Source organism: Micromonospora sp. WMMC250, assembly GCF_027460215.1.
GTDB classification, from domain to species: Bacteria; Actinomycetota; Actinomycetes; order Mycobacteriales; family Micromonosporaceae; genus Micromonospora; species Micromonospora taraxaci.
Window position 1 is genome coordinate 2,644,907 of the sequence record NZ_JAPZBJ010000002.1, and the last position, 21,200, is coordinate 2,666,106.

The following is a 21,200-nucleotide window of genomic DNA, read 5'->3' on the forward strand; positions in this document are numbered from 1 at the left end:
TCACGGCAACGGGGCGCAGTTCCACTGCTCAAAGCTGGTGGTACGCGACCACACGTCCCGTGCGGCCCGGACGTTCCACACCGGGTCCAGCGCGGTCCGACGGTCGACGCCGAGGCGGGACAGCTCCACGTCGCTGAACTGGAACACCCCCCAGTGCCGTGACCCGTCCGCGGCGATCTCCACCCGGTACGGGTCGAGCCCGGACAGGCACCGCGCCACCTGCTCCGCTGCTAACGGATCCTCCGGGAACGCCTTCCGCACGTACCGCCCGACCCGCTCCTCCGGCCACCTGGCCGCCACCAGGTCGCCCGACAGTTCGTCGAGCATGCTGCCGTCGGCGGTGCCGCTGACCGGCAGGCCACCCAGTGCCTGGAAGGCGATCAGCCGGCTGGTGGTGTCCGGGCCGAACCAGCCGTCCACCGGCACGAACAGTCCGCCCGCCACCAGCCTTTCCTGGAGGCTCTGCACGCATGGGCCGTACATGCCCTGGCGCAGGACGACCGGGCAGTCGTCGGTGGGCGCGTCGTCCGTCGTGGGGTTGGCGCGCGCTAGCAGCGTCCCGGCCGCGCCGACCGTCAGCACGGCGAGCACCGCGACCGCCGCCAGCCGGAGGCGTCGACGCGCCGGCCGGGGCGTGTCGGGTGACACCAACTCCGGTGCGACCGGTCCGGCGGGCGGGGCCGGGTCCGCCGGTGGAGCCGGAGAGGCGGGCGGGGCCGGCGGGGCCGGGTCGGCGGGCGGGGTGGTCTCCGTGTCCTGAACCGCCACACGGTCCCGCTCGCTGAGGTGGGCCTCGATGTCGCGCCGCACCGTCAACCACCGCTCGACCTCGCCGGCTGTCGTACCGCAGGCCGCCAGCAACGCCACGACGGTCCGTTCCCGGGGCAGGGTGTTCCGCCCCAGCATCGTGGCCAGCGTGCTCGCCGGGAGCCAGTGTCCGCTGGCCGAGGCCCGGCGGGAGACCTCCCGGTAGGTCAGGCCGGAGCGCCGACGGACGTCTCGGAGCAACGCGACGTACTCCCCCGCGGTGGTCGCCTGCGGCGCCAGATCCAGGGCAGCGTCATCCATCGAATCCCCCAGTTCGTTGGTGTCGTCAGGTCCGGACCGGTCGCGGTCCGAACCCGTGGGCCGTACGCCGTCAGCGGCGCGGCCATCGATGAAGACGCTAGAGAAGGCCGTTGGCCGGAACAATGGCCCGGCCACCCCCGTGCGGTGTCCGGGCAGCTCACGGCCACCTGTCCGGGTTTTGTCCGACCATCTCGGACAGTCGCTGGACCCCGGCTTGCCCCCACGGCTGCACGGTCTGGACAATCGGGCGATGTCCACGGGGGAACTACGACCGGACGAGGCGGCCGACCCGGCCGAGTTCGTCGACCTGCTACGCCAACTCAAGGACCGGTCGCGGCTCACGTACCGCCAGTTGGAGCAACGCGCGGCGGCGGCCGGTGACGTGCTGGCCCGCAGCACCGCGGCGGACGTCGTCCGTCGGAACACGCTGCCGCGACCCGAGGTGGTGGCCGCCTTCGTCCGGGCCTGCGGTGCCGGCGACGAGGTCGAGGCGTGGCTGCGGGCGCGGCACCGCCTCGCTGTGGGCGCCTACGCACCGGAATCGCCCACACCCGACCAGGCGTCCGCGCACCGCACCGCACCCGATTACCCGTCCGCTGACGGCACGGCGCCCGACCGCCCAGCCAGCGATGGCAGCGCGGCAGACGCTGCCCGTTCCCGGTGGTTCGCGCGGCCCCTGCCACTGGCACTGCCCCTCGTGGGCACCCTGCTGGCCGCGCTGGGCGTCGGTGTCTGGATCCAGCGACCCGACGACACGCCGCGAACGGCGCCGCAGGGCGGGCCGACCGTCTCGGCGAGCTCCGGTTCACCGGCCGCACCGGATGCCAGCGCCGGCCCGACGATCGCGCCGAGTGCACGGCTGAGCCAGATCCGGCCCGCTCGCAGCCCGAAACTCTGTGTCACCGAGGGGCGGGACCGCACCGGCCAGTACCGGAGCGAGGTGGCGGTGCAGCGTCCGTGCACGGAGGCCACCCCGCCGGACACCTACCTGGAGCCGGTGGCTGACGGGCTGTACTTCATCAAATGGAACCACCCGGCGCACGGGCCCGGCTGCCTCACCGTTCGGGGCGAGGACCCGGGACGCAACCTGCTGGAACCCTGGCAGGACTGCAGCAGGAGCAACTCGTCGCAACTGTTCCGGTTCGAGTCGACCGGATCGACGCCGACCTCGTACCGCATCCGGCCGGCCGGTGGCGACCTGTGCGTCGGCCTGCGCGACGACGACACCGAGGTCTCGGCCGAGGCGCTGGCCGAGCCGTGCACCAACGGCGCGGACCAGGTGTTCCTGGTCGACACACTGCCGGGCCGCTGAGTCGAGGGCCGCTCAGCGGGCCGGGGGCACCCGGTCCCAACCGACCGGCAGCGGCGGCACGGACCAGGCCGGGTCGGGCTGCCACGTCGCCCACGCCGGGTTCCACCACCGCTCACCGGCGTCGAGCAGCGCGGCGATCCGATCGCCCTCGGCCTGGATCGCGTCACCCATGCCCGGGTAGCGCCCCTCGACGAGGCGCTGGGCGAACAACTCCACGTCCTTCCAGACGTACCGGTCGGCGTCCGCACCCCACCACAGGTCCAGCTCGTGGTCCAGGGTGTCCACCCCGATCGGGGTACGCCGCACCGGGTCCTGAAGGTTGAAGTACCAGCCGGCGAAGTCGCGGCCCGGCCCCGTCCAGAACACGTCGATCGAGTGCGCCTCACCGGGGCGTTGCAGCATCAACTTGCCGTGGCCCGACCAGGACCGGTGCCCGGCGGTCTCCCACGGGTGCCTCCCGCACGGGAAGGTGCCGGCCGTCGGGAAGCCGAACTCGGCACCCGGCGGGAGGTAGAGCGCGAGCAGGTCGGGCGAGTCCTCGACGCAGATCGTCGGGCAGGCGAACCACACCTCGCCGCGCAGCACCTCACGCCGCACCACGGTGTCACCGGGCGCGAACCGGTCCGCCACCACTGTCACCTCCGCACTCTCCACACCGAGGGCTCAGGCCGGAGCAGCCCTGGGGCAGCCCCGGCCGGTCACGAGTCAGACGGGCTCGATCGTGAGGTCGGTGACCTGGTCGTCCTTGATATCAAACACGAGGGCGAAGGACAGAGGTCCGCTGGGGAAGTCACCGTCCCCGGAGGCGACCAGCCGGTCGTCCGCGAACGAGGTCGGCGTGAGCACGACCTTGGGGGTGATCAGGTGCCCCTGGATCCACTCGCGGATCTCGGCCTCGCCGGCCCAGGTCTGCCCGTCATCGCGTACGGTGGCCCCGTCGCCGAAGACCGCGGCCAGCGCGTTCGCGTCGTGCGCGTTAGTGGCCGTGATGAAGGTGTCGACGGCCTTGGGCAGAGTGATGTCGCTCATTGCTGCTCTCCAGTTTCTCGATCGCCAGGACGCGGACGCGTGCTGGTACGGCCCTGCGTCAGAAGTCCGCTCCTCGGGAGAGCTTCTCGTTGGCGCGCAGCTCCGCGAGTGCGTTCTCGTGCATCGCGACGACAACGTCGTAGCCGGAGTTGCCGAGCACGATTCGTTTCGGCGGGACGGGCGCGTTCATCGCGCTGATCACGGCCTGCACTCCGCGAACAGGGTCTCCTGCCTGTTTGCCGTCGTGGTCCACGAACGCCGCCTTGACGCTCTCGACCATCGGCACGTAGGCGTCGACGACCTCGTCGACGTCCTCGTTCTGGAAGTAGGTGAAGGCCTTGGTGCGGAACGCTCCCGGCTCTACGACGAGCACGCGCACACCGAACGGCTCGACTTCCTGGCGCAGTGTCTCCGACAGTCCTTCGACAGCGAACTTCGCCGCCGCGTAGTAGCCGAACCCCAGTGCGCCGACGAGGCCCGCCACCGACGACATGTTCACGATCCAGCCGTTGCCGCGTGCCCGCATACCGGGCAGGACCGCGCGCACCATCTCGACCACGGCGAACAGGTTGAGGTCGAACGTGCGGCGGATCGTCTCGTCAGGGGCACCCTCGATCGAGCCGTACCAGCCACGACCCGCGCTGTTGACGAGCACATCGATCCCGCCGAACCGCTCCTCGGCCGCCTTGACCGCCGCACGCACCTGGTCGGCATCGGTGACGTCGAGCTGGAGCACCAGCACCCGGTCGCCGTGCGATTCAGCCCACTCTCGCAGTTCGGCGGGCCGACGCGAGGTCACCACCACCTGATCGCCCTGCTCCAGAGCAGCCTCCGCGTAGACCAGGCCGAACCCTCCGGGCGTTCCACCCGTGATGAACCACGTCCTCATGGACTTCCCCTCTCGCTATAGCGGCCAATGTAGCGCTATATGAGCTACCATAGCAACATGCAGAACGCACGGGATCGACTCCTGCTCGCCGCGGCGGAGTTGTTGCAGGCTGGCGGCACGGTGTCCACGCGGGCGGTGTGCGAACGCGCCGGGGTGCAGGCCCCCACGCTGTACCACCACTTCGGCAGCAAGCAGGGCCTGATCGACGCCGTGGTCAACCACGGCTTCACCCAGTACACAGCTGTCGAGAGTTCTGGTGACCCGCTGAACGACCTGCGCGAGGGCTGGGACAGACACGTGCGGTTCGGGCTGGAGCACCCGTCGTTCTACGGGCTGCTCTACGGCCGCGTCGAGCCGGGAAAGCCCTGCGTGGTCACCGCTCCCGCGCATGCCGCGTTGCGCGAGCGGTTCACGGGCGCCGCCGCCCAGGGCCTGCTCAAGGTGCCCGCTGACGACGCCGCCGAACAGGTGCTCGCCGCCAACGTCGGCATCACGCTCACCTTGATCAGCCAGCCCGAGCCGGATTTCGGGCTGTCCGTGCGCGTCCGGGAGGCCGCGCTGGCCGGAGTCCTGCACACGCCCTCCACCGACGCCGCCGCGACGCGCGCCAGCGCCGCACTGACGTTGCGTGCGCTGGTCGGCAACGACCCGGGCGACCTGACCCCTGGCGAACACGCGCTGCTCGGCGAACTGCTGGACCGCCTGGCCCGCTAAGGGCCTGTTTCATAAGGGCGGTCGAGCCGAGGCGGCGATCCGGCGAGGTGCACGGTGGCTCAGGGTGCCTCTCCTTGATCCCCGGATTCCTCGTCCGCCCTGTTGTGGGCTGCCGGCGTGCAGACCGGTGGACTTCCGCCTGTGTGGGGTTGATCGACTCGGTTTCGCCGACGTTGGGGTATCCCCCGGGCTCGGATACCGCGATGTCGCCGACCTGGTGTGGATCATGGCGGGTGGTTGGTCGTACCAAAACGGAGGGGGCCGGTGACCGGCCCCCTCCGTTACGTTCTTGCGCCCGCCACGTTCGCGGGCTGTCGCCCTCAGGCGTCGACGGCCGCCATCACGTCGTCGCTGACGTCGAAGTTCGCGTAGACGTTCTGCACGTCGTCGCAGTCTTCGAGCACGTCGATCAGCTTGAAGACCTTGCGCGCGCCCTCCTCGTCCAGCGGAATGTTCATGCTGGGGATGAGGGAGGACTCGGCCGACTCGTACTCGATGCCGGCGTCCTGGAGGGCGGTGCGGACCGCGATCAGGTCGGTCGGCTCGGACACCACCTCGTACGCCTCACCGAGGTCGTTGACCTCCTCGGCGCCGGCGTCGAGGACGGCCATCATCACGTCGTCCTCGCTGGTGCCCTCCTTGGGCACGATCACCACGCCCTTGCGGGAGAACATGTACGACACCGAGCCGGCGTCGGCCAGCGAGCCGCCGTTGCGGGTCAGCGCGGTGCGCACCTCGGTCGCCGCCCGGTTGCGGTTGTCGGTGAGGCACTCGATCAGCATCGCGACGCCGTTCGGGCCGTACCCCTCGTACATGATCGTCTGCCAGTCGGCGCCGCCGGCCTCCAGGCCGGAGCCGCGCTTGACGGCGCGGTCGATGTTGTCGTTCGGCACCGAGCTCTTCTTCGCCTTCTGGATCGCGTCGAAGAGAGTCGGGTTACCGGAGGGGTCGCCGCCACCGGTGCGCGCGGCCACCTCGACGTTCTTGATCAGCTTGGCGAACATCTTGCCGCGCTTGGCGTCGATGACGGCCTTCTTGTGCTTGGTCGTCGCCCACTTTGAGTGGCCGGACATCTTCTACCTCCGTCTGTCATTCCACGCCTGCATCGACTGCCGCACCGACGACGCGCCGCATCGGGCGGTCCGGCGGCCGGTCGGCTCCGCGGGAATGCCGCGCCGGGCGACGGCCCTGCCGAACCGCGGCAATCTTACCGAGCTCACACCCGGGCGTGTCACATCCGGCACCCGCCGGGGTGCCGCCGGTGACCCTCTGGACAACCAGCCGGGGCCGAAGAACATGCCCCGCCGGTCCGAGGGCGACCCGCCCGACCGCTCAGGCGGCCCGCACCAGATCCACGAAGTACGCGTGCACCCGCAGGTCACCGGTCAACTCCGGGTGGAACGAGGTGGCCAGCAGGTTGCCCTGCCGGACCGCCACGATCCGGTCGGCGGCCGGGCCACCGGTCACCGTGCCGATCACCTCGACACCGGCACCGACCCGCTCGACCCAGGGCGCCCGGATGAAGACCGCGTGGAACGGCTCCCCCGGCACCCCGGTGATCTCCACCGGGGCCTCGAACGAGTCGACCTGCCGACCGAACGCGTTGCGCCGCACTGTCATGTCGATGCCGGCGAAGCCCCGCTGGTCGGGTCGGCCGTCCAGCACCGCCGTGGCCAGCATGATCATGCCGGCGCAGGAACCGTAGACCGGCATGCCGTCGGCGATCCGCTTGTCGATCGGCTCGCGCATCTCGAAGATGTCGGTGAGCTTGCTGATGGTGGTGGACTCGCCCCCGGGAATCACCAGGCCGTCGACCGCGTCCAGCTCCGCCGGACGGCGCACCGGGCGGGCGTCCGCACCCGCCGCGGCCAGCGCCGCCACGTGCTCGCGGACGTCGCCCTGGAGCGCGAGAACACCGATCACGGGTACGGTCATCCGTCGGTCACCAGCCCCGCTCGGCCAGGCGGTGCGGCTGCGGGATCTCGTCGACGTTGATGCCGACCATGGCCTCGCCGAGGCCACGGGAGACCTTCGCCAGCACGTCCGGGTCGTCGTGGAAGGTGGTGGCCTTCACGATCGCGGCGGCCCGCTGGGCCGGGTTGCCGGCCTTGAAGATGCCCGAGCCGACGAACACACCCTCCGCACCGAGCTGCATCATCATCGCGGCGTCGGCCGGAGTGGCGATCCCACCGGCGGTGAACAGCACCACCGGCAGCTTGCCGCTCTCGGCGACCTCCTTGACCAGCTCGTACGGGGCCTGGAGCTCCTTGGCCGCGACGTACAGCTCGTCGGCCGGCAGCGAGGACAGCCGACGGATCTCCTGGCGGATCTTCCGCATGTGCGTGGTGGCGTTGGAGACGTCACCGGTGCCGGCCTCGCCCTTGGAACGGATCATGGCCGCGCCCTCGGTGATCCGGCGCAGCGCCTCGCCCAGGTTGGTCGCGCCACAGACGAAGGGCACCGTGAAGGCCCACTTGTCGATGTGGTTCGCGTAGTCGGCCGGGGTCAACACCTCGGACTCGTCGACGTAGTCCACGCCGAGCGACTGGAGGATCTGCGCCTCCACGAAGTGGCCGATGCGGGCCTTGGCCATCACCGGGATGGAGACCGCCTCGATGATCCCGTCGATCATGTCGGGGTCACTCATCCGGGACACCCCGCCCTGCGCGCGGATGTCGGCGGGCACCCGCTCCAGTGCCATCACCGCGACGGCGCCGGCGTCCTCAGCGATCTTGGCCTGCTCGGCGTTGACCACATCCATGATCACGCCGCCCTTCAGCATCTCGGCCATGCCACGCTTCACGCGGGCCGAGCCGACGACGGGGGCGGTACCGGTGTTCGAGGCGGTGTTTTCGGGCACGGGTCATCGCTCCTTGGACGGACTCTGGGGGTGGCAGCAGAAATGCTACGTGCGGTGCAACGCCGCACCGACAGCCAATCAGACCCCCGGTGGCCTGCCCTGTGGCACTGATCACCGGCCGTGCGCGACCCCGGTCAGGTGGCGGGGACGTCCGCGGGCACCGTCAGCGTCGGGTCGTCGATGTCGAAGTAGCGCGGCCACTCCCGACCCCGCCCCATCCGCAACAACCGCACCAGCGGCCGGCTCCGCGCCGAGCGGGCGTCCCGGACCAGATCCGTGTGCACCTGCCGGGACAGCGCCAGGCGGCGACTGGCCGCGACGACCGCCCCGCAGTCCGGATCGTCCGGATCCAACTGGACCGCGCGCAACTGCCGGGTCAGGTCGTTCTCCGCCGCCTCGCGCTCGTCCGGGCCGGCGTCCAGGGCGATCCGGGCCGCCGCGTACAGCTCGACGCCGAAACGCCGCTCCGCCAGCACCGCGGCCGCGGCCGCCCGGCGCAGCAGGTGGGCGTCGAGGGCCCGGGCCGCCAACTCCGCGCGGCCCTGCAACCTGTCGACCCGACCGGCCGTCCAGATGAGGTACGCCGCGACCAGCCCCACGACCACGCTCGCGGCCACCACCCACCACATGTGCGGCATCGTAGTGCTGCTCCGTTTCAGCTCCGATTGGGTGCGGTCAGGCCTGTCGACCGGTTACCACGACACCGTCAGTCCCAGCGGTCAGCCCAGCCCCACCCATTCCTGGTCGATGACCCGCCCGTCGGTTGCCTCGATCGCCGCTGCGTATACCTCCAGAACACGGCGGGCAACCACCGGCCAGTCGAAATTCGCCACGACCTGATCCCCGCAGGCGGTCAACGTCGTCCGCGCGGCGGGGTCGTCCAACAGCTCGGTCAGCGCGTCGCGCAGCCCCACCGGGTCGCCGGTGGGAAAGAGCCGACCCGCGCGCCCACCGTCGAGCACCCGCCGGAACGCGTCGAGGTCGCTGGCGACGACAGTCGTACCCGCGGCCAGTGCCTCGGTGAGGATCATGCCGAACGACTCGCCACCGGTGTTGGGCGCCACGTAGAGGTGGACGCTGCGCAGCATGCGCGCCTTGTCCGGTTCGGTGACCAGGCCGAGGAAGGTGACGCGCTCACGCAGATCGGCCGGGAACTGGTCGTACAGGTCGTCGGGGTCGCCGGGGCCGGCGACGAGCAACCGCAACCCGGGCCGGGTGGCGGCCAGCGCCACGAACGCGTCACGCAGCACCGGGAAGCCCTTGCGCGCCTCGGTAAACCGGCCCAGGAACCCCAGCGTGCCGCCCGTACCCGGGCCGCACTCCCCCGGCCAGCCCGGCAACGGCTCGGCGTCGGCGAACTTGGCCACCGCCACCCCGTTGGGGATCTCCACGGCGCCGCCGTCCATGTGCTCCACCTGCACCTTGCGGGCCAACGCGCTGACCGCGATCCGGGCGGTGATCCGTTCCAACACGATCTGGAGGACACCCTGCGCCGCCGCCAACACCCGGGAACGGGTCATCGCGGTGTGGAACGTGGCCACCACCGGGCCCCGCGCGGAGAGCACGGCCAGCAACGACAGGCTCAACGTGAGCGGCTCGTGCACGTGCAGCACGTCGAAGTCGCCGTTGGTGATCCAGCGCCGGACCCGGGCGGTCGAGACCGGGCCGAACGCGATCCGGGCCACCGAACCGTTGTACGGCAGCGGCACGGCACGGCCGGCGGACACCACGTACGGCGGCAGTGGCGAATCCTCGTCGGCCGGGGCGAGCACGCTGACCTCGTGGCCGAGGGCGATCAACGCCTCGGCGAGGTCCATCACGTGGTTCTGCACACCGCCGGGAACGTCGAAGGAGTACGGGCACACGATGCCGATCCGCATGCGTCAGCGCCCCCTGTCCGTGACCGTGGGACACCATCCCACAGTGCCCACCTCGCTCACGACCGCAGGGCTGCGCCGCGCCGCGTTCCGCACGCTCACCGTGCCCACCACCCCCTAGGCCGGACCGGAGGCTGACGAGGGCGGCGCCGCGCCGTCCCCCGCCGTCCGCTGGTCCAGCCACATCCGCTGCAACATGTGCCAGTCTTCCGGATGCCGGGCGATACCCGCCGCCAGACGGTCGGCGATCAGCTGGGTCAGCGACCGGACACGCGCGTCCAGAGGCCCCACCTCGGGCCCCGGCACCGGCAGTGGGCCGGCGAGCGACGCGCAGGCCGCGTCGGGTTCGTACCACATCGAGGCCACGTAGAGCGGCGCGCCGGTGTGCAGGGCGAGCAGCGCGGGCCCGGCGGGCATCCTGGTCTTCCCGCCGAAGAAGTCCACCTCCACACCACGGGCGGAGAGGTCCCGGTCGGCCAGCAACGGCACCACCGCGCCGGCGCGTAACCGGTCCAGCAGCACCTCGAACGCCGGACGCGGCCCGCCGTGGGTCGGCAGGATCTCCATCCCCAGGCTCTCCCGGAAGGCGATGAAGCGCTCGTAGACGCCCTCCGGCTTGAGCCGCTCCATGACCGTGGTGATCGGCCAACCGGTGGCCGCCACCCAGGCCCCCGCGGCGTCCCAGTTACCGCCGTGCGGCAACGCCACCACGGCGCCCCGGCCCGCGGCCACGTCGGCGGCGAGCAGCTCGGCACCGTCGAGCCGGAAACCGGAGAGGATCTGCGTCCGGCTCACCGACGGCAGCCGGAACGCCTCCATCCAGTACCGGGCGTAGGAGCGCAGCCCTCGCTTGACGAGATCGTCCAGCTCGGCGTCGGGCAGCTCCGGGCCGACCACCCGGCGCAGGTTCGCGCGCAGTCGGTCCGTACCCCCGCCGCCGCGTCGGTGGGCGCGGTCCGCGCCCGCCCGGAACGCCGTGGCGACCAGCGGCCGGGGTAGCGCGCGGACCACCCGCCAGCCGGCGACGTAGCCCAGCTCGGTGAGGTTCACGCGGCCCGGCCGCCGGTCGTCCGGGGCCGCGCCACCGCGCCGCTCACGCCTGGCCGTCCGGCTGGAGCTGCTGGGCCTGGCGGTAGACGTGCGCCATCCGCTGCCCCACCGTGAAGATCGACACGGCGGCGAGCAGCCAGAGCGCGATCTCCAGCGCCGGATCGACACCGACGCCGGTGAGGATTCCGCCGACGCCGACGATCAGCAGCCGCTCGGTGCGCTCGGCGATGCCCACGTTGCAGGTCATGCCGAGACCCTCGGCGCGGGCCTTGACGTAGGAGACCAGGCTCCCGGCGGCCAGGCAGACCAGCGCGGCGGCCACCCCGGAGTAGTTGCCCTGGGTGGCCAGCCAGTATGCGACCGCGCCGAAGACGGCGCTGTCGGCGACCCGGTCCATGCTCGAATCGAGGAACGCGCCGAACCTGGTGGAGCCACCGCTCATCCGGGCCATCGTCCCGTCGAGCAGGTCGGTGAGCGCGAACAGGGTGACGATCAACGCGCCCGCGACCAGATGGCCTCGGGCACCGAAGCCGAGCGCGCCGACGAGCACACCAACGGTGCCCGCGACGGTGACGGCATTGGGGGTGACGCCCGCGCGCAGAAGGGCACGGGCAATCGGCTCGACGACGCGGGTCATCCCCGCGCGGGCCGACACTTGGAAGATCTTCGCCATGGCGGTCCCCACGATAACGGTCCGCCCAGCTCCGCCGATACGGCCGGTCCCGCCGACGCGCCTGCGAGAGGCTTGTGCCTACCCGGCAACGGGTGTGAGATCGAGCCGGGGGGTGAGCCAGCTCACCCATCCACCCGTCCCGTTCCCGCTGTGCAGCAGACCACCGGAGGATATCGCCGCGCTCTCGCCCCGGGCCGCTTCCACCTCGCGCGGCGGTCGCCACCCACCACCGGCTGAGGGAGGTGCGCCCGATGGCGCAGAAGAACCAGGATAAGGGCTCCACCGGCGGCACGCCGGTCATGACCGAGCCCGAGCGGGTCCGCAACGTGGTGCTCGTCGGGCACTCCGGAGCGGGCAAGACGACACTCGTCGAGGCCCTGCTCGCGGCGACCGGGACGATCGGCCGGGCCGGCTCCGTGGTCGACGGCACCACTGTCGGCGACCACGACCCCGCGGCCGTGCGCCAACAACGCTCGGTCAGCCTGTCCTGCGCACCACTGCTGCACAACGGCATCAAGGTCAACCTCCTGGACACCCCCGGGTACGCCGACTTCGTGGGCGAGCTGCGGGCCGGGCTACGGGCCGCCGACGCCGCGCTCTTCGTGGTCTCGGCGGCGGGCGGCATGGACGCCGCCACCGTCGCGCTGTGGGAGGAGTGCGCCGCCGTCGACATGCCCCGCGCCGTCGCGGTCGCCCGACTGGACCAGCCCCGCGCCGACGTGGACGAGACGGTGGCGCTCTGCCAGCGGCTCTTCGGCGACAACGTGATGCCGCTCTACCTGCCGATGCTCGGCGACGACGGCGTGTCCACCGAGGGCCTGCTCGGCCTGATCACCCGTCGGGTCTTCGACTACAGCGCCGGGTTGCCCGCCGACGTCCGCGATCCCGACCCGGAGCACCAGCGGGCCATCGACGAGTCCCGCGACGAGCTGATCGAGGGGATCATCGCCGAGAGCGAGGACGAGACCCTGATGGACCGCTACCTCGACGGCGAGGACATCAGCGACGAGGTGCTCATCGACGACCTGGAGAAGGCCGTCGCCCGGGGTCACTTCTACCCGGTGGTGCCGGTCTGCGCCCAGACCGGCGTCGGGCTGGACGTGCTGCTGGAGGTGCTGACCGCCGCGTTCCCGTCGCCGCTGGAACACGAACTGCCGGCGGTGACCGGCGTGGACGGCTCGCCCCGACCGCCGTTGAGCTGCGACCCGGCCGGGCCGCTCGTGGCCGAGGTCGTCAAGACCACCGTCGACCGCCACGTCGGCCGGGTCTCGCTGGTCCGGGTCTTCTCCGGCACCCTGCGCCCCGACCAGACGGTGCACGTCTCCGGTCACGGCATGGCCGAACGCGGGCACCCCGACCACGACGCCGACGAGCGGGTCGGGCACATCTACACCCCGCTGGGCGCGACCCTCCGCGAGGTGCCGCTCTGTGTGGCCGGCGACCTCTGCGCGATCGCCAAGTCAGGCAGCGCGGAGACCGGCGACACCATCTCGGCCAAGACCGACCCGCTGCTGATCGCCCCCTGGGAGATGCCGGAACCGCTGCTGCCGGTGGCGATCGTCGCCCACAGCCGCGCCGACGAGGACGCCCTGGCCCGTAACCTCGCCCGCCTCGTCGCGGGCGACCCCACGCTGCGCCTGGAACGCAACCCGGAGACCCACCAGCTGGTCCTCTGGTGCATGGGCGAGGCGCACGCCGACGTGGTGCTCGACCGGCTGCGGGCCGGCGGCGTCGAACTGGACACCGAGCCGGTGAAGGTGTCGCTGCGCGAGACCCTGACGGTGCCGGCGAAGGGGCACGGCCGGCACGTGAAGCAGTCCGGCGGCCACGGCCAGTACGCGGTCTGCGACATCGAGGTCGAACCCCTGCCCCCGGGCAGCGGCTTCGAGTTCGTCGACCGGGTCGTCGGCGGCGCGGTGGCGCACAACTACATCCCCTCGGTGGAGAAGGGCGTGCGCGCCCAACTCGAACGTGGCCTGGTCGCCGGTCACCCGGTGGTGGACCTGCGGGTGACCCTGGTCGACGGCAAGGCGCACAGCGTCGACTCCTCCGACGCGGCCTTCCAGACCGCCGGCGCGCTGGCCCTGCGCGACGCCGCTGACCGTGGCCGGCCGGCACTGCTGGAGCCGATCGACGAGGTCACCATCCGGGTGCCTGACGGTTCGGTGGGCACGGTGATGGGCGACCTGTCCGGCCGACGGGGCCGGGTGCTCGGCACCGAGCCCGACCCCGACACCGACGGCCGCACCCTCGTGCGCGCCGAGGTGCCGGCCACCGAGTTGCTGCGCTACGCCGTCGAGCTGCGCTCGATGACGGCCGGCACCGGCACCTTCCGCCGTCACTTCGTCCGCCACGACCCGATGCCCGCCCACCTGGCCGACCAGATCCGCAAAGAACACACCACCTGACCCCACCCTCCCCGCCTCTGCTCGGCCCCTGGCCGACCAGCTCGGCCCTGGCCCGGCTCGGCGCGGGCCGACCGGTTTCTCCCCGGCATGATCGGCAAGGTCACGGCGTGGGGGCGGGGGCGGGCCCGACGGGTCCGAGATGTTCACGTGCTGTAGAGCTGCCCCAGATATGGGGCGGAGCTGTCCGTCCGCCGCGGGGTGACCAAACCGCCGCCGACACGATGCGCCCTCAGCACGGCGTCGACGCACCCCACGCCCGAGTGCGCAGCCGCCGCCCCAGAAACGGGGCAGCTCTACAGCGGCCAACACAGACATCCGGGGTGGCACGAACCCCGACCCGCGACGCGATGCCATCCGCGCCTCGGGTTTCCAACTGGCGCAGGCCGACCAGCACCGCAAACCCGACCGGCAGGGTCAGAGCCTCGGGTCAGGGGTGGATGGTGGGGTGGGTGGGTGGGGGCCAGTGGGGGCGGTCGGCGTCGCGGAGCGCCGCCGCGCGCAACGCCGCCAACTGGCGCTCGACCTCGACGAACTGGTCCGGCGGCAGCGGGCCCCGGTGCAGCGCCGCGGCGTTCTCCTCGACCTGGGCGACGGTACGGCAGCCGGGGATCGGGATGGTGCGACCGCTGCGGGCCCAGATCCAGCCCAGCGCGCCCTGGGCGAGGGTGCGCCCGTCGGCGGTGAGCGCCGCACGAACCGCACCCACCCGACGGAGCCACTCCGGCGCGGGCCGGCCACCGCGGAACCACTCCAACCAACCGGGGGTCAACCCGCGTACGTCGTCGTGGGGCAGGATCGACCCGGCCGAGTACTTGCCGGTGAGCAGCCCCATCCCCAGGGGGCCCCGGTTGACGCTGGCCAGGTCGTACTTGTCGCAGACGGCGAGCAGTTCCGGGGCGTCCCGCAGGACGGACAGGGTGTGCTGCACGGCGGTGGCCCCGGCGGCGCCGTGCCCGAACGCGGTGGCCCGGTCGGGACGGTCGGTGCTCCACCCGTACGCGCGGATCAGGCCCTCGGCGACCAGGTCCTCGCAGCCGCCGACGAGCGCCTGCGCGCGCGGCACCGACAGGTCGGCGAGGTGCAGCTGGTAGAGGTCGATCCGATCGGTGCCGAGCCGGCGCAGCGAGTCGGTCACGGCGGTGCGCAGGTACGCGGGCGACGCGTCCTCACCGGTGGCCTGTCGGCTCGTCTCGTCGAAGGTGTAACCCCACTTGGTGGCGATGACGGCCTCGTCCCGGCGGCCGGCGAGCGCCCGGCCGAGCACCCGCTCGCTGTGCCCGGCGCCGTACGTGTCGGCGGTGTCGAAGAGGGTGACGCCCAGGTCGAGGGCGCGACGGACCGTCCGCACCGACTCGTCGTCGTCGACGGCGCCCCAGCCCAGCGGTTGGGTGCCCTCAGCCCACGGGCCACCGATCGCCCAGCACCCCATACCGAGGGCGCTGACCTCGATGCCGCTGCGTCCCAACGTCCGTGTCGTGACTGCCATCGGCCGATCGTGCCACCTCCACGGGTCGGGGCGTAGCAGATCCCGGGGCCGGAATCGTGGGTGCGAGCCGCCGATCGCCGAGCGCCTCGGGCTGACCCACTTCGTGGACGACAAGCTGGAGGTGCTCGGCTACCTGACGTCGGTGCCGCACCGATTCCTGTTCCGACCCCGCCCGGCGGAGGTCGCCGCACGCAGAGCGCTACTGCCGCTCGTACACCGGGTGGAGAACTGGCCGGAGCTGACCTCGCTGCTGCGCGCCGACTAGCCCGACCGGCGCGGGCCTGGCGTGGCGCCGACGGTCAGGACGGCCAGGCGCGGGCGAGCAGGTCGCGGGTGTCGTGCAGCAGTTGCGGCAGGACCTTGGTGCGCCCGATCACCGGCATGAAGTTCGCGTCGCCGCCCCAGCGGGGCACCACGTGCTGGTGCAGGTGCGCGGCGATGCCCGCGCCGGCCACCCCGCCCTGGTTCATGCCCAGGTTGAAGCCGTGCGCGTTGCTCACCTTGCGGATGACCCGCATCGCGGTCTGGGTGTACGACGCCAGCTCGGTGGTCTCCGGCACGTCCAGGTCCGTGTAGTCGGCGACGTGCCGGTAGGGGCAGACCAGCAGGTGCCCTGGATTGTACGGATAGAGGTTGAGCACCACGAAGACGTGCTCGCCGCGGGCCACCACCAGGCTCTCCTCCGGCGGCAGCTGGGGGGCCCGGCAGAACGGACAGCCGGTCGGTTTCTCGTAGCCCTCGGCCGGGCGGTCCTCGCCGGAGATGTAGGTCATCCGGTGCGGCGTCCAGAGCCGCTCCAGGCCGTCCGCCATGCCGCCGATGTCCGTGTGCCGTTCCGCCCCTGTCACGAGTCGATCCTACGGAGCCCCGCAGGTGTGCCGCGACACCTGCGCGACGGGAAAACGTCACCCTGCAAGTTCTTGACGGATCAACAGGAGAACATGAAAATTCCATGCATCCAGAAACTTCCATGCATTGATGGAGGGTTACATGATCCGACGGCTCGGCCGGCTCCTCGCGGCACTCGCCCTGACCGCCGCCACCACAGTGGCCGGCGTCACCCTCACCACCGGCGCCGCCCAGGCGGACGGCTGCTACACCTGGGGTCGCACCCTGTCCCAGGGGGCATCCGGTGAGGACGTCCGGCAACTCCAGATCCGCGTCGCCGGCTACCCCGGTTACGGCGCGGTGCTCGGCCTCGACGGCGCGTTCGGCCCGGCCACCCGGTCGGCGGTGATCCGCTTCCAGCAGGCGTACGGGCTGCCCGCGGACGGAATCGCCGGCCCGCAGACCTTCAACCGGCTCTACGCCCTCCAGGACGACGACTGCACACCGGCCAACTTCAGCTACCCCGAGCTGAACAAGTGCAACAGCGACTGGTCCGGCGGTGCGGTCTCGGCGAGCACCGCCCGCGCCAACGCGCTCGTCTCGATGTGGAAGCTCCAGGCCATGCGGCACGCCCTCGGTGACGTGTCGATAGCGATCAGCAGCAGCTTCCGCAGCTACGCCTGCAACAGCGCGGTCGGTGGCGCGTCGAACAGCCGACACCTCTACGGCGACGGGGTCGACCTGGTCGGGTCGCCGTCGTTCTGCCGGCTGGCCCAGCAGGCCCGCTACCACGGCTTCGGGCAGATCCTCGGCCCCGGCTACCCGGACCACAACGACCACACGCACGTTGCGGCCGTCGGCGGCTGGTCAGCGCCGAGCTGCGGCATCTGACCCCGGTGCGTGCCCGGCCGGTCGGCCGGGCACGCACCCGGGCGTCATTCCGCGGCGGCCGAGGGGCCGATGTTGGTGCGGGAGCTGACCACGTCGAGGACGTGGGTCACCGCCTCGGCGACCGGCACACCGTTGCGCTGGGAGCCGTCACGGTAGCGGAAGGAGACGGTGCCGGCGGCCACGTCGTCGTCACCGGCGATCACCATGAACGGGATCTTCTGCTGCTGCGCCGTGCGGATCTTCTTCTGCATCCGGTCGTCGCCCGCGTCCACCTGGGCACGGATCCCCTCGGCACGCAGCGCCGCGACGAAGCCGTGCAGGTAGTCGGTGTGGTCCTCACGGATCGGGATGCCCACCACCTGCACCGGCGCCAGCCAGGCCGGGAAAGCCCCCGCGTAGTGCTCGGTGAGCACCCCGAAGAACCGCTCGATCGACCCGAACAACGCCCGGTGGATCATGACGGGCCGCTGGCGGCTGCCGTCGGCGGCCTGGTACTCCAACCCGAAGCGCTCCGGCTGGTTGAAGTCGACCTGGATGGTGGACATCTGCCAGGTCCGGCCGATCGCGTCCCGCGCCTGCACGGAGATCTTCGGCCCGTAGAACGCCGCGCCGCCCGGGTCGGGCACCAGGTCCAGACCGGAGGTCGCGGCGGCGGTCCGCAGCGCCTCGGTGGCCTCCTCCCAGTCCTCGTCCGCGCCGATGAACTTGGGCGAGTCGTCCCGGGTCGACAGCTCCAGGTAGAAGTCGTCCAGCCCGTAGTCACGCAGCAGGTCCAGCACGAAGCTGAGCAGCGTGGACAGCTCGCCGGCCATCTGCTCGCGGGTGCAGTAGATGTGCGAGTCGTCCTGGGTCAGGCCCCGGACCCGGGTCAGGCCGTGCACGACACCGGACTTCTCGTACCGGTAGACGGTGCCGAACTCGAACATCCGCAGCGGCAGCTCCCGGTACGACCGCCCGCGCCCCCTGAAGATCAGGTTGTGCATCGGGCAGTTCATCGCCTTGAGGTAGTAGTCCGCGCCCTCCAGCTGCATGGGCGGGAACATGGTGTCCGCGTAGTACGGCAGGTGACCGGAGGTCTGGAACAGCTGCGCCTTGGTGATGTGCGGGGTGTTGACGAACTCGTACCCCGCCTCCTCGTGCCGCCGCCGCGAGTAGTGCTCCATCTCCCGGCGGATGATGCCGCCCTTCGGGTGGAAGACCGCCAGGCCGGAGCCGATCTCGTCGGGGAAGCTGAACAGGTCGAGGTCCGCGCCGAGCTTGCGGTGGTCGCGCCGGGCGGCCTCCTCCAGCAACTTGAGGTACGCCTTGAGCTCGTCCCGGGTCGGCCACGCGGTGCCGTACACCCGCTGCAGTTGGGGGTTCTTCTCCGACCCGCGCCAGTAGGCGGCGGCGGAACGCATCAACTTGAACGCACCGATCAGGCGGGTGGTCGGCAGGTGCGGGCCCCGGCACAGGTCCGACCAGCAGACCTTGTCCTCCTTGGCGTCGAGGTTGTCGTAGATGGTCAGCTCGCCGCCGCCCACCTCCATGACCTCGTCGGTGTCCAGGCCCTCGCCCTTGACCTCGATCAACTCCAGCTTGAACGGCTCGTCGGCCAGCTCGGCGCGCGCCTCGTCCAGGCTGCCGAAGCGACGGCGGCGGAACCGCTGCCCGGACTTGATGATCTCCTGCATGCGCTTCTCGAGCTTGCTGAGGTCATCGGGCTGGAACGGCTTGTCGACGTCGAAGTCGTAGTAGAAGCCGTTCTCGATCGGCGGGCCGATGCCCAGCTTGGCCTCGGGGAAGACGTCCTGCACGGCCTGGGCGAGGACGTGCGCGGTGGAGTGGCGCAGCACGTTGAGCCCGTCCGGCGAGTCCAGGCTGACCGGCTCGACGACGGTTTCCTCGGCCGGCGACCAGTCCAGGTCGCGCAGCTGACCCTGCGGGTCGCGGACCACGACGATCGCCTTGGGGCCGTTCGCGGGCAGTCCGGCCGCGGCCACCGCGTCGGCCGCCGTCGTCCCGGCGGCGACGACGACGGGGTCGGCCACGGCGGGGGTACGGGGTGCGGACACGGTGACTCCTCCAAGCGGTACGAAACGGTGCCGATCCTCGGCTCCTGCCGATGCTATCGGTCGCGCCGCCGGCACCTTCCGGACGGCTCGCGTTGAACCTTTCGGGTCCCGAATCCGAACTACCAGGTGTGGCCGGAAACCGGTGCCGGCCGCACGAACACGGATGGGGGCACGAGATGGCGAGCACGCACGGCGGCGAGCGCCGACGGCGGATCGCGGCGGTGACCGCGCTGACCGCCGCCGGGCTGCTGTTCTGGCCCAGCGCGGCGTCCGCGGCGGACGTGACGACCACCCCGACCGAGGCCCGGCAGGGCGACGCCGTACGCCTCGAATTCACCGTGCCGGAGGATCGAGCCGGCACGAAGACGAACCAGATCGAGGTCCGGTTGCCGGCCGACGCGCCGATCGCCGAGGTCTACCCGATGTCGGTGGACGGGTGGGCGCCGCGGCTCAGCTCCCGCACGCTGGACAAGCCGCTGGCCGGAATCCACTCCTCCGGGGTGAGCACTGTGACCACGGCGGTGACCTGGGTCCGGGTCGGCGAGAGCGGGTCCGGGCCGGCCCGGCTGGCGCTGTCCATGGGACCGATGCCGCAGGCGGAGCGGCTCACCTTCGAGGTCGTCCAGACGTACGCCGACGGCACCGTGGTCCGGTGGGCGGACGCGACGGGCGCGCACCGCGCCCCGGTGCTGACCCTGCTGCCGGCGGCCCCGGGCGCTGCCGGACCGGCCGCACACGGCGGAGGCCACGGCGCACCGGCCCCCGGCGCGCCGGCCGGTCCGGGCACCGCCGCCGACGACGACCCGGCCGCTCGTGCCGGCGGTGCCGACGAGAAGTCAGGCAGCGCCGACGGGATGCTGGCCGCTGGCCTGCTCGCCGGGCTCGGTGGCGGTGCGGCGATCGGCTGGCTGGTCAGCCGGTGGCGCCGACGCGGCCCGGCCGAGCCCCTGACGCTCGCCGAGGCGACCGGGAAGGCGGACCAGCCCCCGACCCTCGCCGAAGTGACCGGCCGCCGCTCCGACGAACCCGAGACGCCGGCCGAAGCCGCAGCCCCGACCGCAGGCGCGACGCCGACCGAAGCCGCAGCCCCGGCCGAACCGGTGCCCGCTTCTCGTTGATCGACTCGGGTTTCCGGAAACCGCGGCATCCCGTTCGCGGGGACGGCCCGACTTCCGGAAACCCGAGGTGACCACGCCCAGGACGCCCCTGGGCGGCCGGGTAAGCGCGGCGTCAGAGCACCAGTCGGGCATCGACGAACAGCGTGAACGACATCGTCGTACCAGCTGGCCCGCCCCTCGGGTACGCCGCAACGCGATCAACTTGCCAGGCCAAGTACGGTCTTGTCGTGGCCTCCGTGCTCCTGGTCGAAGACGATCACGTCGTACGCGGCGCGATGCTGCGGTCCCTCACCGATCGTGGGCATGCCGTGCACGCCGTGGGTACGGCGTTGGACGCGCTGCGTCGGGTCGCCGCGGAGACACCCGACCTGGTGGTACTGGACCTGGGCCTGCCCGACCTGGACGGCTCGGACGCGCTGCGGATGCTGCGGGGCATCACCGACGTCCCGATCATCATCGCCACCGCCCGCGACGACGAGCAGTCCGTGGTGAAGCTGCTCCGCGCGGGCGCGGACGACTACATGGTCAAGCCGTTCACGGGGGCGCACCTGGACGCGCGGATCACCACAGTGCTGCGCCGGGCCGGGCGGGCCAGCCGGACGGTGCAGCCGGCGGTGCACAGCGTCGGTGGGCTCCGGGTGGACGTGGGCGAGCGCAGTGCCCTGCTCGACGGGGAGCCACTGGCGCTGACCCGTAAAGAATTCGACCTGCTGGCGTATCTCGCCGCGCGACCTGGGCGGGTAGTGTCCCGCCGGGAACTCTTGGAGGAGGTATGGCGGCAGCCATCGGTCGGCGAGGACCAGACAATCGACGTACACCTGTACTGGCTTCGCAGAAAGATGGGCGAGTCCGCGGCGAAGCCGCGCTACCTGCGCACCGTGCGGGGGGTCGGATTCCGGTTGGTGGCACCGGACTGAGGACGGCGCTGGCCCTGCTCACGGCC

Annotated in this window: 21 protein-coding genes; 7 read left to right on the top strand and 14 right to left on the bottom strand. The window is 71.7% G+C overall.

The window, feature by feature from the left end; genetic code table 11:
• Positions 1-1,068: a peptidoglycan-binding protein gene (locus O3438_RS11460; protein WP_269679954.1), complete on the bottom strand. Its 1,068-nt coding sequence runs from the start codon at positions 1,066-1,068 to the stop codon at positions 1-3.
• A 250-nt stretch (positions 1,069-1,318) separates the two neighbouring features.
• Between O3438_RS11460 and O3438_RS11465 the strand changes: the two genes are divergently transcribed.
• Positions 1,319-2,380 carry a helix-turn-helix domain-containing protein gene (locus O3438_RS11465; RefSeq protein WP_269679955.1) on the top strand — a complete coding sequence of 354 codons (1,062 nt, stop codon included), beginning with the start codon at positions 1,319-1,321 and terminating at the stop codon, positions 2,378-2,380.
• A gap of 12 nt (positions 2,381-2,392) precedes the next feature.
• On the opposite strand, the gene O3438_RS11470 is transcribed toward O3438_RS11465, so the two are convergent.
• The 3 genes from O3438_RS11470 to O3438_RS11480 all read right to left on the bottom strand — a co-directional run bounded on the left by O3438_RS11470 (position 2,393) and on the right by O3438_RS11480 (position 4,298).
• The gene (locus O3438_RS11470) at positions 2,393-3,019 is read right to left on the bottom strand and encodes a DUF402 domain-containing protein (RefSeq protein ID WP_269679956.1); all 627 of its coding nucleotides are present in this window, start codon (positions 3,017-3,019) and stop codon (positions 2,393-2,395) included.
• 66 nt (positions 3,020-3,085) lie between these two features.
• Positions 3,086-3,409, bottom strand: coding sequence for a nuclear transport factor 2 family protein (locus O3438_RS11475; RefSeq protein WP_269679957.1), 324 nt, complete (start codon positions 3,407-3,409; stop codon positions 3,086-3,088).
• 58 nt (positions 3,410-3,467) lie between these two features.
• Positions 3,468-4,298 carry an SDR family NAD(P)-dependent oxidoreductase gene (locus O3438_RS11480; protein ID WP_269679958.1) on the bottom strand — a complete coding sequence of 277 codons (831 nt, stop codon included), beginning with the start codon at positions 4,296-4,298 and terminating at the stop codon, positions 3,468-3,470.
• A 57-nt stretch (positions 4,299-4,355) separates the two neighbouring features.
• Between O3438_RS11480 and O3438_RS11485 the strand changes: the two genes are divergently transcribed.
• Complete coding sequence (locus O3438_RS11485) at positions 4,356-5,012, top strand: TetR/AcrR family transcriptional regulator (RefSeq protein ID WP_269679959.1); 657 nt, start codon at positions 4,356-4,358, stop codon at positions 5,010-5,012.
• Between the two features lie 320 nt (positions 5,013-5,332).
• Here O3438_RS11485 and O3438_RS11490 read toward each other — a convergent pair whose 3' ends face one another.
• The 7 genes from O3438_RS11490 to pgsA form a co-directional block, all read right to left on the bottom strand.
• Complete coding sequence (locus tag O3438_RS11490) at positions 5,333-6,085, bottom strand: YebC/PmpR family DNA-binding transcriptional regulator (protein ID WP_145783932.1); 753 nt, start codon at positions 6,083-6,085, stop codon at positions 5,333-5,335.
• A 259-nt stretch (positions 6,086-6,344) separates the two neighbouring features.
• The gene (pdxT, locus tag O3438_RS11495; RefSeq protein ID WP_269679960.1) at positions 6,345-6,947 is read right to left on the bottom strand and encodes a pyridoxal 5'-phosphate synthase glutaminase subunit PdxT; all 603 of its coding nucleotides are present in this window, start codon (positions 6,945-6,947) and stop codon (positions 6,345-6,347) included.
• A gap of 7 nt (positions 6,948-6,954) precedes the next feature.
• Complete coding sequence (gene pdxS / locus O3438_RS11500; RefSeq protein ID WP_145783934.1) at positions 6,955-7,872, bottom strand: pyridoxal 5'-phosphate synthase lyase subunit PdxS; 918 nt, start codon at positions 7,870-7,872, stop codon at positions 6,955-6,957.
• Between the two features lie 134 nt (positions 7,873-8,006).
• A complete protein-coding gene (locus O3438_RS11505; RefSeq protein ID WP_269679961.1) occupies positions 8,007-8,510 on the bottom strand; it encodes a hypothetical protein in 504 nt (167 codons plus the stop codon).
• A gap of 81 nt (positions 8,511-8,591) precedes the next feature.
• Entirely contained in the window at positions 8,592-9,752 is a 1,161-nt protein-coding gene (locus tag O3438_RS11510; RefSeq protein WP_269679962.1) for a glycosyltransferase family 4 protein, read from the bottom strand.
• A 114-nt stretch (positions 9,753-9,866) separates the two neighbouring features.
• On the bottom strand, positions 9,867-10,799 hold the full coding sequence (locus O3438_RS11515) for a phosphatidylinositol mannoside acyltransferase (RefSeq protein ID WP_269679963.1): 933 nt from the start codon (positions 10,797-10,799) through the stop codon (positions 9,867-9,869).
• A 43-nt stretch (positions 10,800-10,842) separates the two neighbouring features.
• Positions 10,843-11,472: a phosphatidylinositol phosphate synthase gene (pgsA, locus tag O3438_RS11520; RefSeq protein ID WP_269679964.1), complete on the bottom strand. Its 630-nt coding sequence runs from the start codon at positions 11,470-11,472 to the stop codon at positions 10,843-10,845.
• A gap of 251 nt (positions 11,473-11,723) precedes the next feature.
• Here pgsA and O3438_RS11525 point away from each other — a divergent pair, with 251 nt between their 5' ends.
• Entirely contained in the window at positions 11,724-13,880 is a 2,157-nt protein-coding gene (locus O3438_RS11525) for an elongation factor G-like protein EF-G2 (RefSeq protein WP_269679965.1), read from the top strand.
• Between the two features lie 427 nt (positions 13,881-14,307).
• Here O3438_RS11525 and O3438_RS11530 read toward each other — a convergent pair whose 3' ends face one another.
• Positions 14,308-15,366 carry an aldo/keto reductase gene (locus O3438_RS11530; RefSeq protein WP_269679966.1) on the bottom strand — a complete coding sequence of 353 codons (1,059 nt, stop codon included), beginning with the start codon at positions 15,364-15,366 and terminating at the stop codon, positions 14,308-14,310.
• A 103-nt stretch (positions 15,367-15,469) separates the two neighbouring features.
• Here O3438_RS11530 and O3438_RS11535 point away from each other — a divergent pair, with 103 nt between their 5' ends.
• Positions 15,470-15,631: a hypothetical protein gene (locus tag O3438_RS11535; protein ID WP_269679967.1), complete on the top strand. Its 162-nt coding sequence runs from the start codon at positions 15,470-15,472 to the stop codon at positions 15,629-15,631.
• Positions 15,632-15,665: 34 nt separating this feature from the next.
• Here O3438_RS11535 and O3438_RS11540 read toward each other — a convergent pair whose 3' ends face one another.
• Entirely contained in the window at positions 15,666-16,178 is a 513-nt protein-coding gene (locus O3438_RS11540) for an HIT family protein (protein WP_269683622.1), read from the bottom strand.
• A 178-nt stretch (positions 16,179-16,356) separates the two neighbouring features.
• Here O3438_RS11540 and O3438_RS11545 point away from each other — a divergent pair, with 178 nt between their 5' ends.
• The gene (locus O3438_RS11545; RefSeq protein ID WP_269679968.1) at positions 16,357-17,085 is read left to right on the top strand and encodes a D-Ala-D-Ala carboxypeptidase family metallohydrolase; all 729 of its coding nucleotides are present in this window, start codon (positions 16,357-16,359) and stop codon (positions 17,083-17,085) included.
• A 44-nt stretch (positions 17,086-17,129) separates the two neighbouring features.
• On the opposite strand, the gene thrS is transcribed toward O3438_RS11545, so the two are convergent.
• Positions 17,130-19,139, bottom strand: a complete 2,010-nt coding sequence (gene thrS / locus O3438_RS11550) for a threonine--tRNA ligase (protein WP_269679969.1) — start codon at positions 19,137-19,139, stop codon at positions 17,130-17,132.
• Between the two features lie 176 nt (positions 19,140-19,315).
• Between thrS and O3438_RS11555 the strand changes: the two genes are divergently transcribed.
• Together O3438_RS11555 and O3438_RS11560 are read left to right on the top strand one after the other, a co-directional pair.
• Positions 19,316-20,257, top strand: a complete 942-nt coding sequence (locus O3438_RS11555) for a DUF1775 domain-containing protein (protein ID WP_269679970.1) — start codon at positions 19,316-19,318, stop codon at positions 20,255-20,257.
• Positions 20,258-20,484: 227 nt separating this feature from the next.
• Complete coding sequence (locus O3438_RS11560) at positions 20,485-21,174, top strand: response regulator transcription factor (protein WP_088990407.1); 690 nt, start codon at positions 20,485-20,487, stop codon at positions 21,172-21,174.
• The last annotated feature ends 26 nt before the right edge of the window (positions 21,175-21,200 follow it).

Excerpts from the sequence above, each read along its gene's own strand:
- O3438_RS11510 (WP_269679962.1), bottom strand. The coding sequence starts at position 9,752 with ATGCGGATCGGCATCGTGTGCCCGTACTCCTTCGACGTTCCCGGCGGT.
- O3438_RS11505 (WP_269679961.1), bottom strand. The coding sequence starts at position 8,510 with ATGCCGCACATGTGGTGGGTGGTGGCCGCGAGCGTGGTCGTGGGGCTG.
- O3438_RS11475 (WP_269679957.1), bottom strand. The coding sequence starts at position 3,409 with ATGAGCGACATCACTCTGCCCAAGGCCGTCGACACCTTCATCACGGCC.
- O3438_RS11485 (WP_269679959.1), top strand. The coding sequence starts at position 4,356 with ATGCAGAACGCACGGGATCGACTCCTGCTCGCCGCGGCGGAGTTGTTG.
- O3438_RS11460 (WP_269679954.1), bottom strand. The coding sequence starts at position 1,068 with ATGGATGACGCTGCCCTGGATCTGGCGCCGCAGGCGACCACCGCGGGG.
- pdxT (WP_269679960.1), bottom strand. The coding sequence starts at position 6,947 with ATGACCGTACCCGTGATCGGTGTTCTCGCGCTCCAGGGCGACGTCCGC.
- O3438_RS11480 (WP_269679958.1), bottom strand. The coding sequence starts at position 4,298 with ATGAGGACGTGGTTCATCACGGGTGGAACGCCCGGAGGGTTCGGCCTG.
- O3438_RS11530 (WP_269679966.1), bottom strand. The coding sequence starts at position 15,366 with ATGGCAGTCACGACACGGACGTTGGGACGCAGCGGCATCGAGGTCAGC.
- O3438_RS11540 (WP_269683622.1), bottom strand. The coding sequence starts at position 16,178 with ATGGCGGACGGCCTGGAGCGGCTCTGGACGCCGCACCGGATGACCTAC.
- pgsA (WP_269679964.1), bottom strand. The coding sequence starts at position 11,472 with ATGGCGAAGATCTTCCAAGTGTCGGCCCGCGCGGGGATGACCCGCGTC.
- O3438_RS11490 (WP_145783932.1), bottom strand. The coding sequence starts at position 6,085 with ATGTCCGGCCACTCAAAGTGGGCGACGACCAAGCACAAGAAGGCCGTC.
- O3438_RS11545 (WP_269679968.1), top strand. The coding sequence starts at position 16,357 with ATGATCCGACGGCTCGGCCGGCTCCTCGCGGCACTCGCCCTGACCGCC.
- O3438_RS11555 (WP_269679970.1), top strand. The coding sequence starts at position 19,316 with ATGGCGAGCACGCACGGCGGCGAGCGCCGACGGCGGATCGCGGCGGTG.
- O3438_RS11525 (WP_269679965.1), top strand. The coding sequence starts at position 11,724 with ATGGCGCAGAAGAACCAGGATAAGGGCTCCACCGGCGGCACGCCGGTC.
- O3438_RS11465 (WP_269679955.1), top strand. The coding sequence starts at position 1,319 with ATGTCCACGGGGGAACTACGACCGGACGAGGCGGCCGACCCGGCCGAG.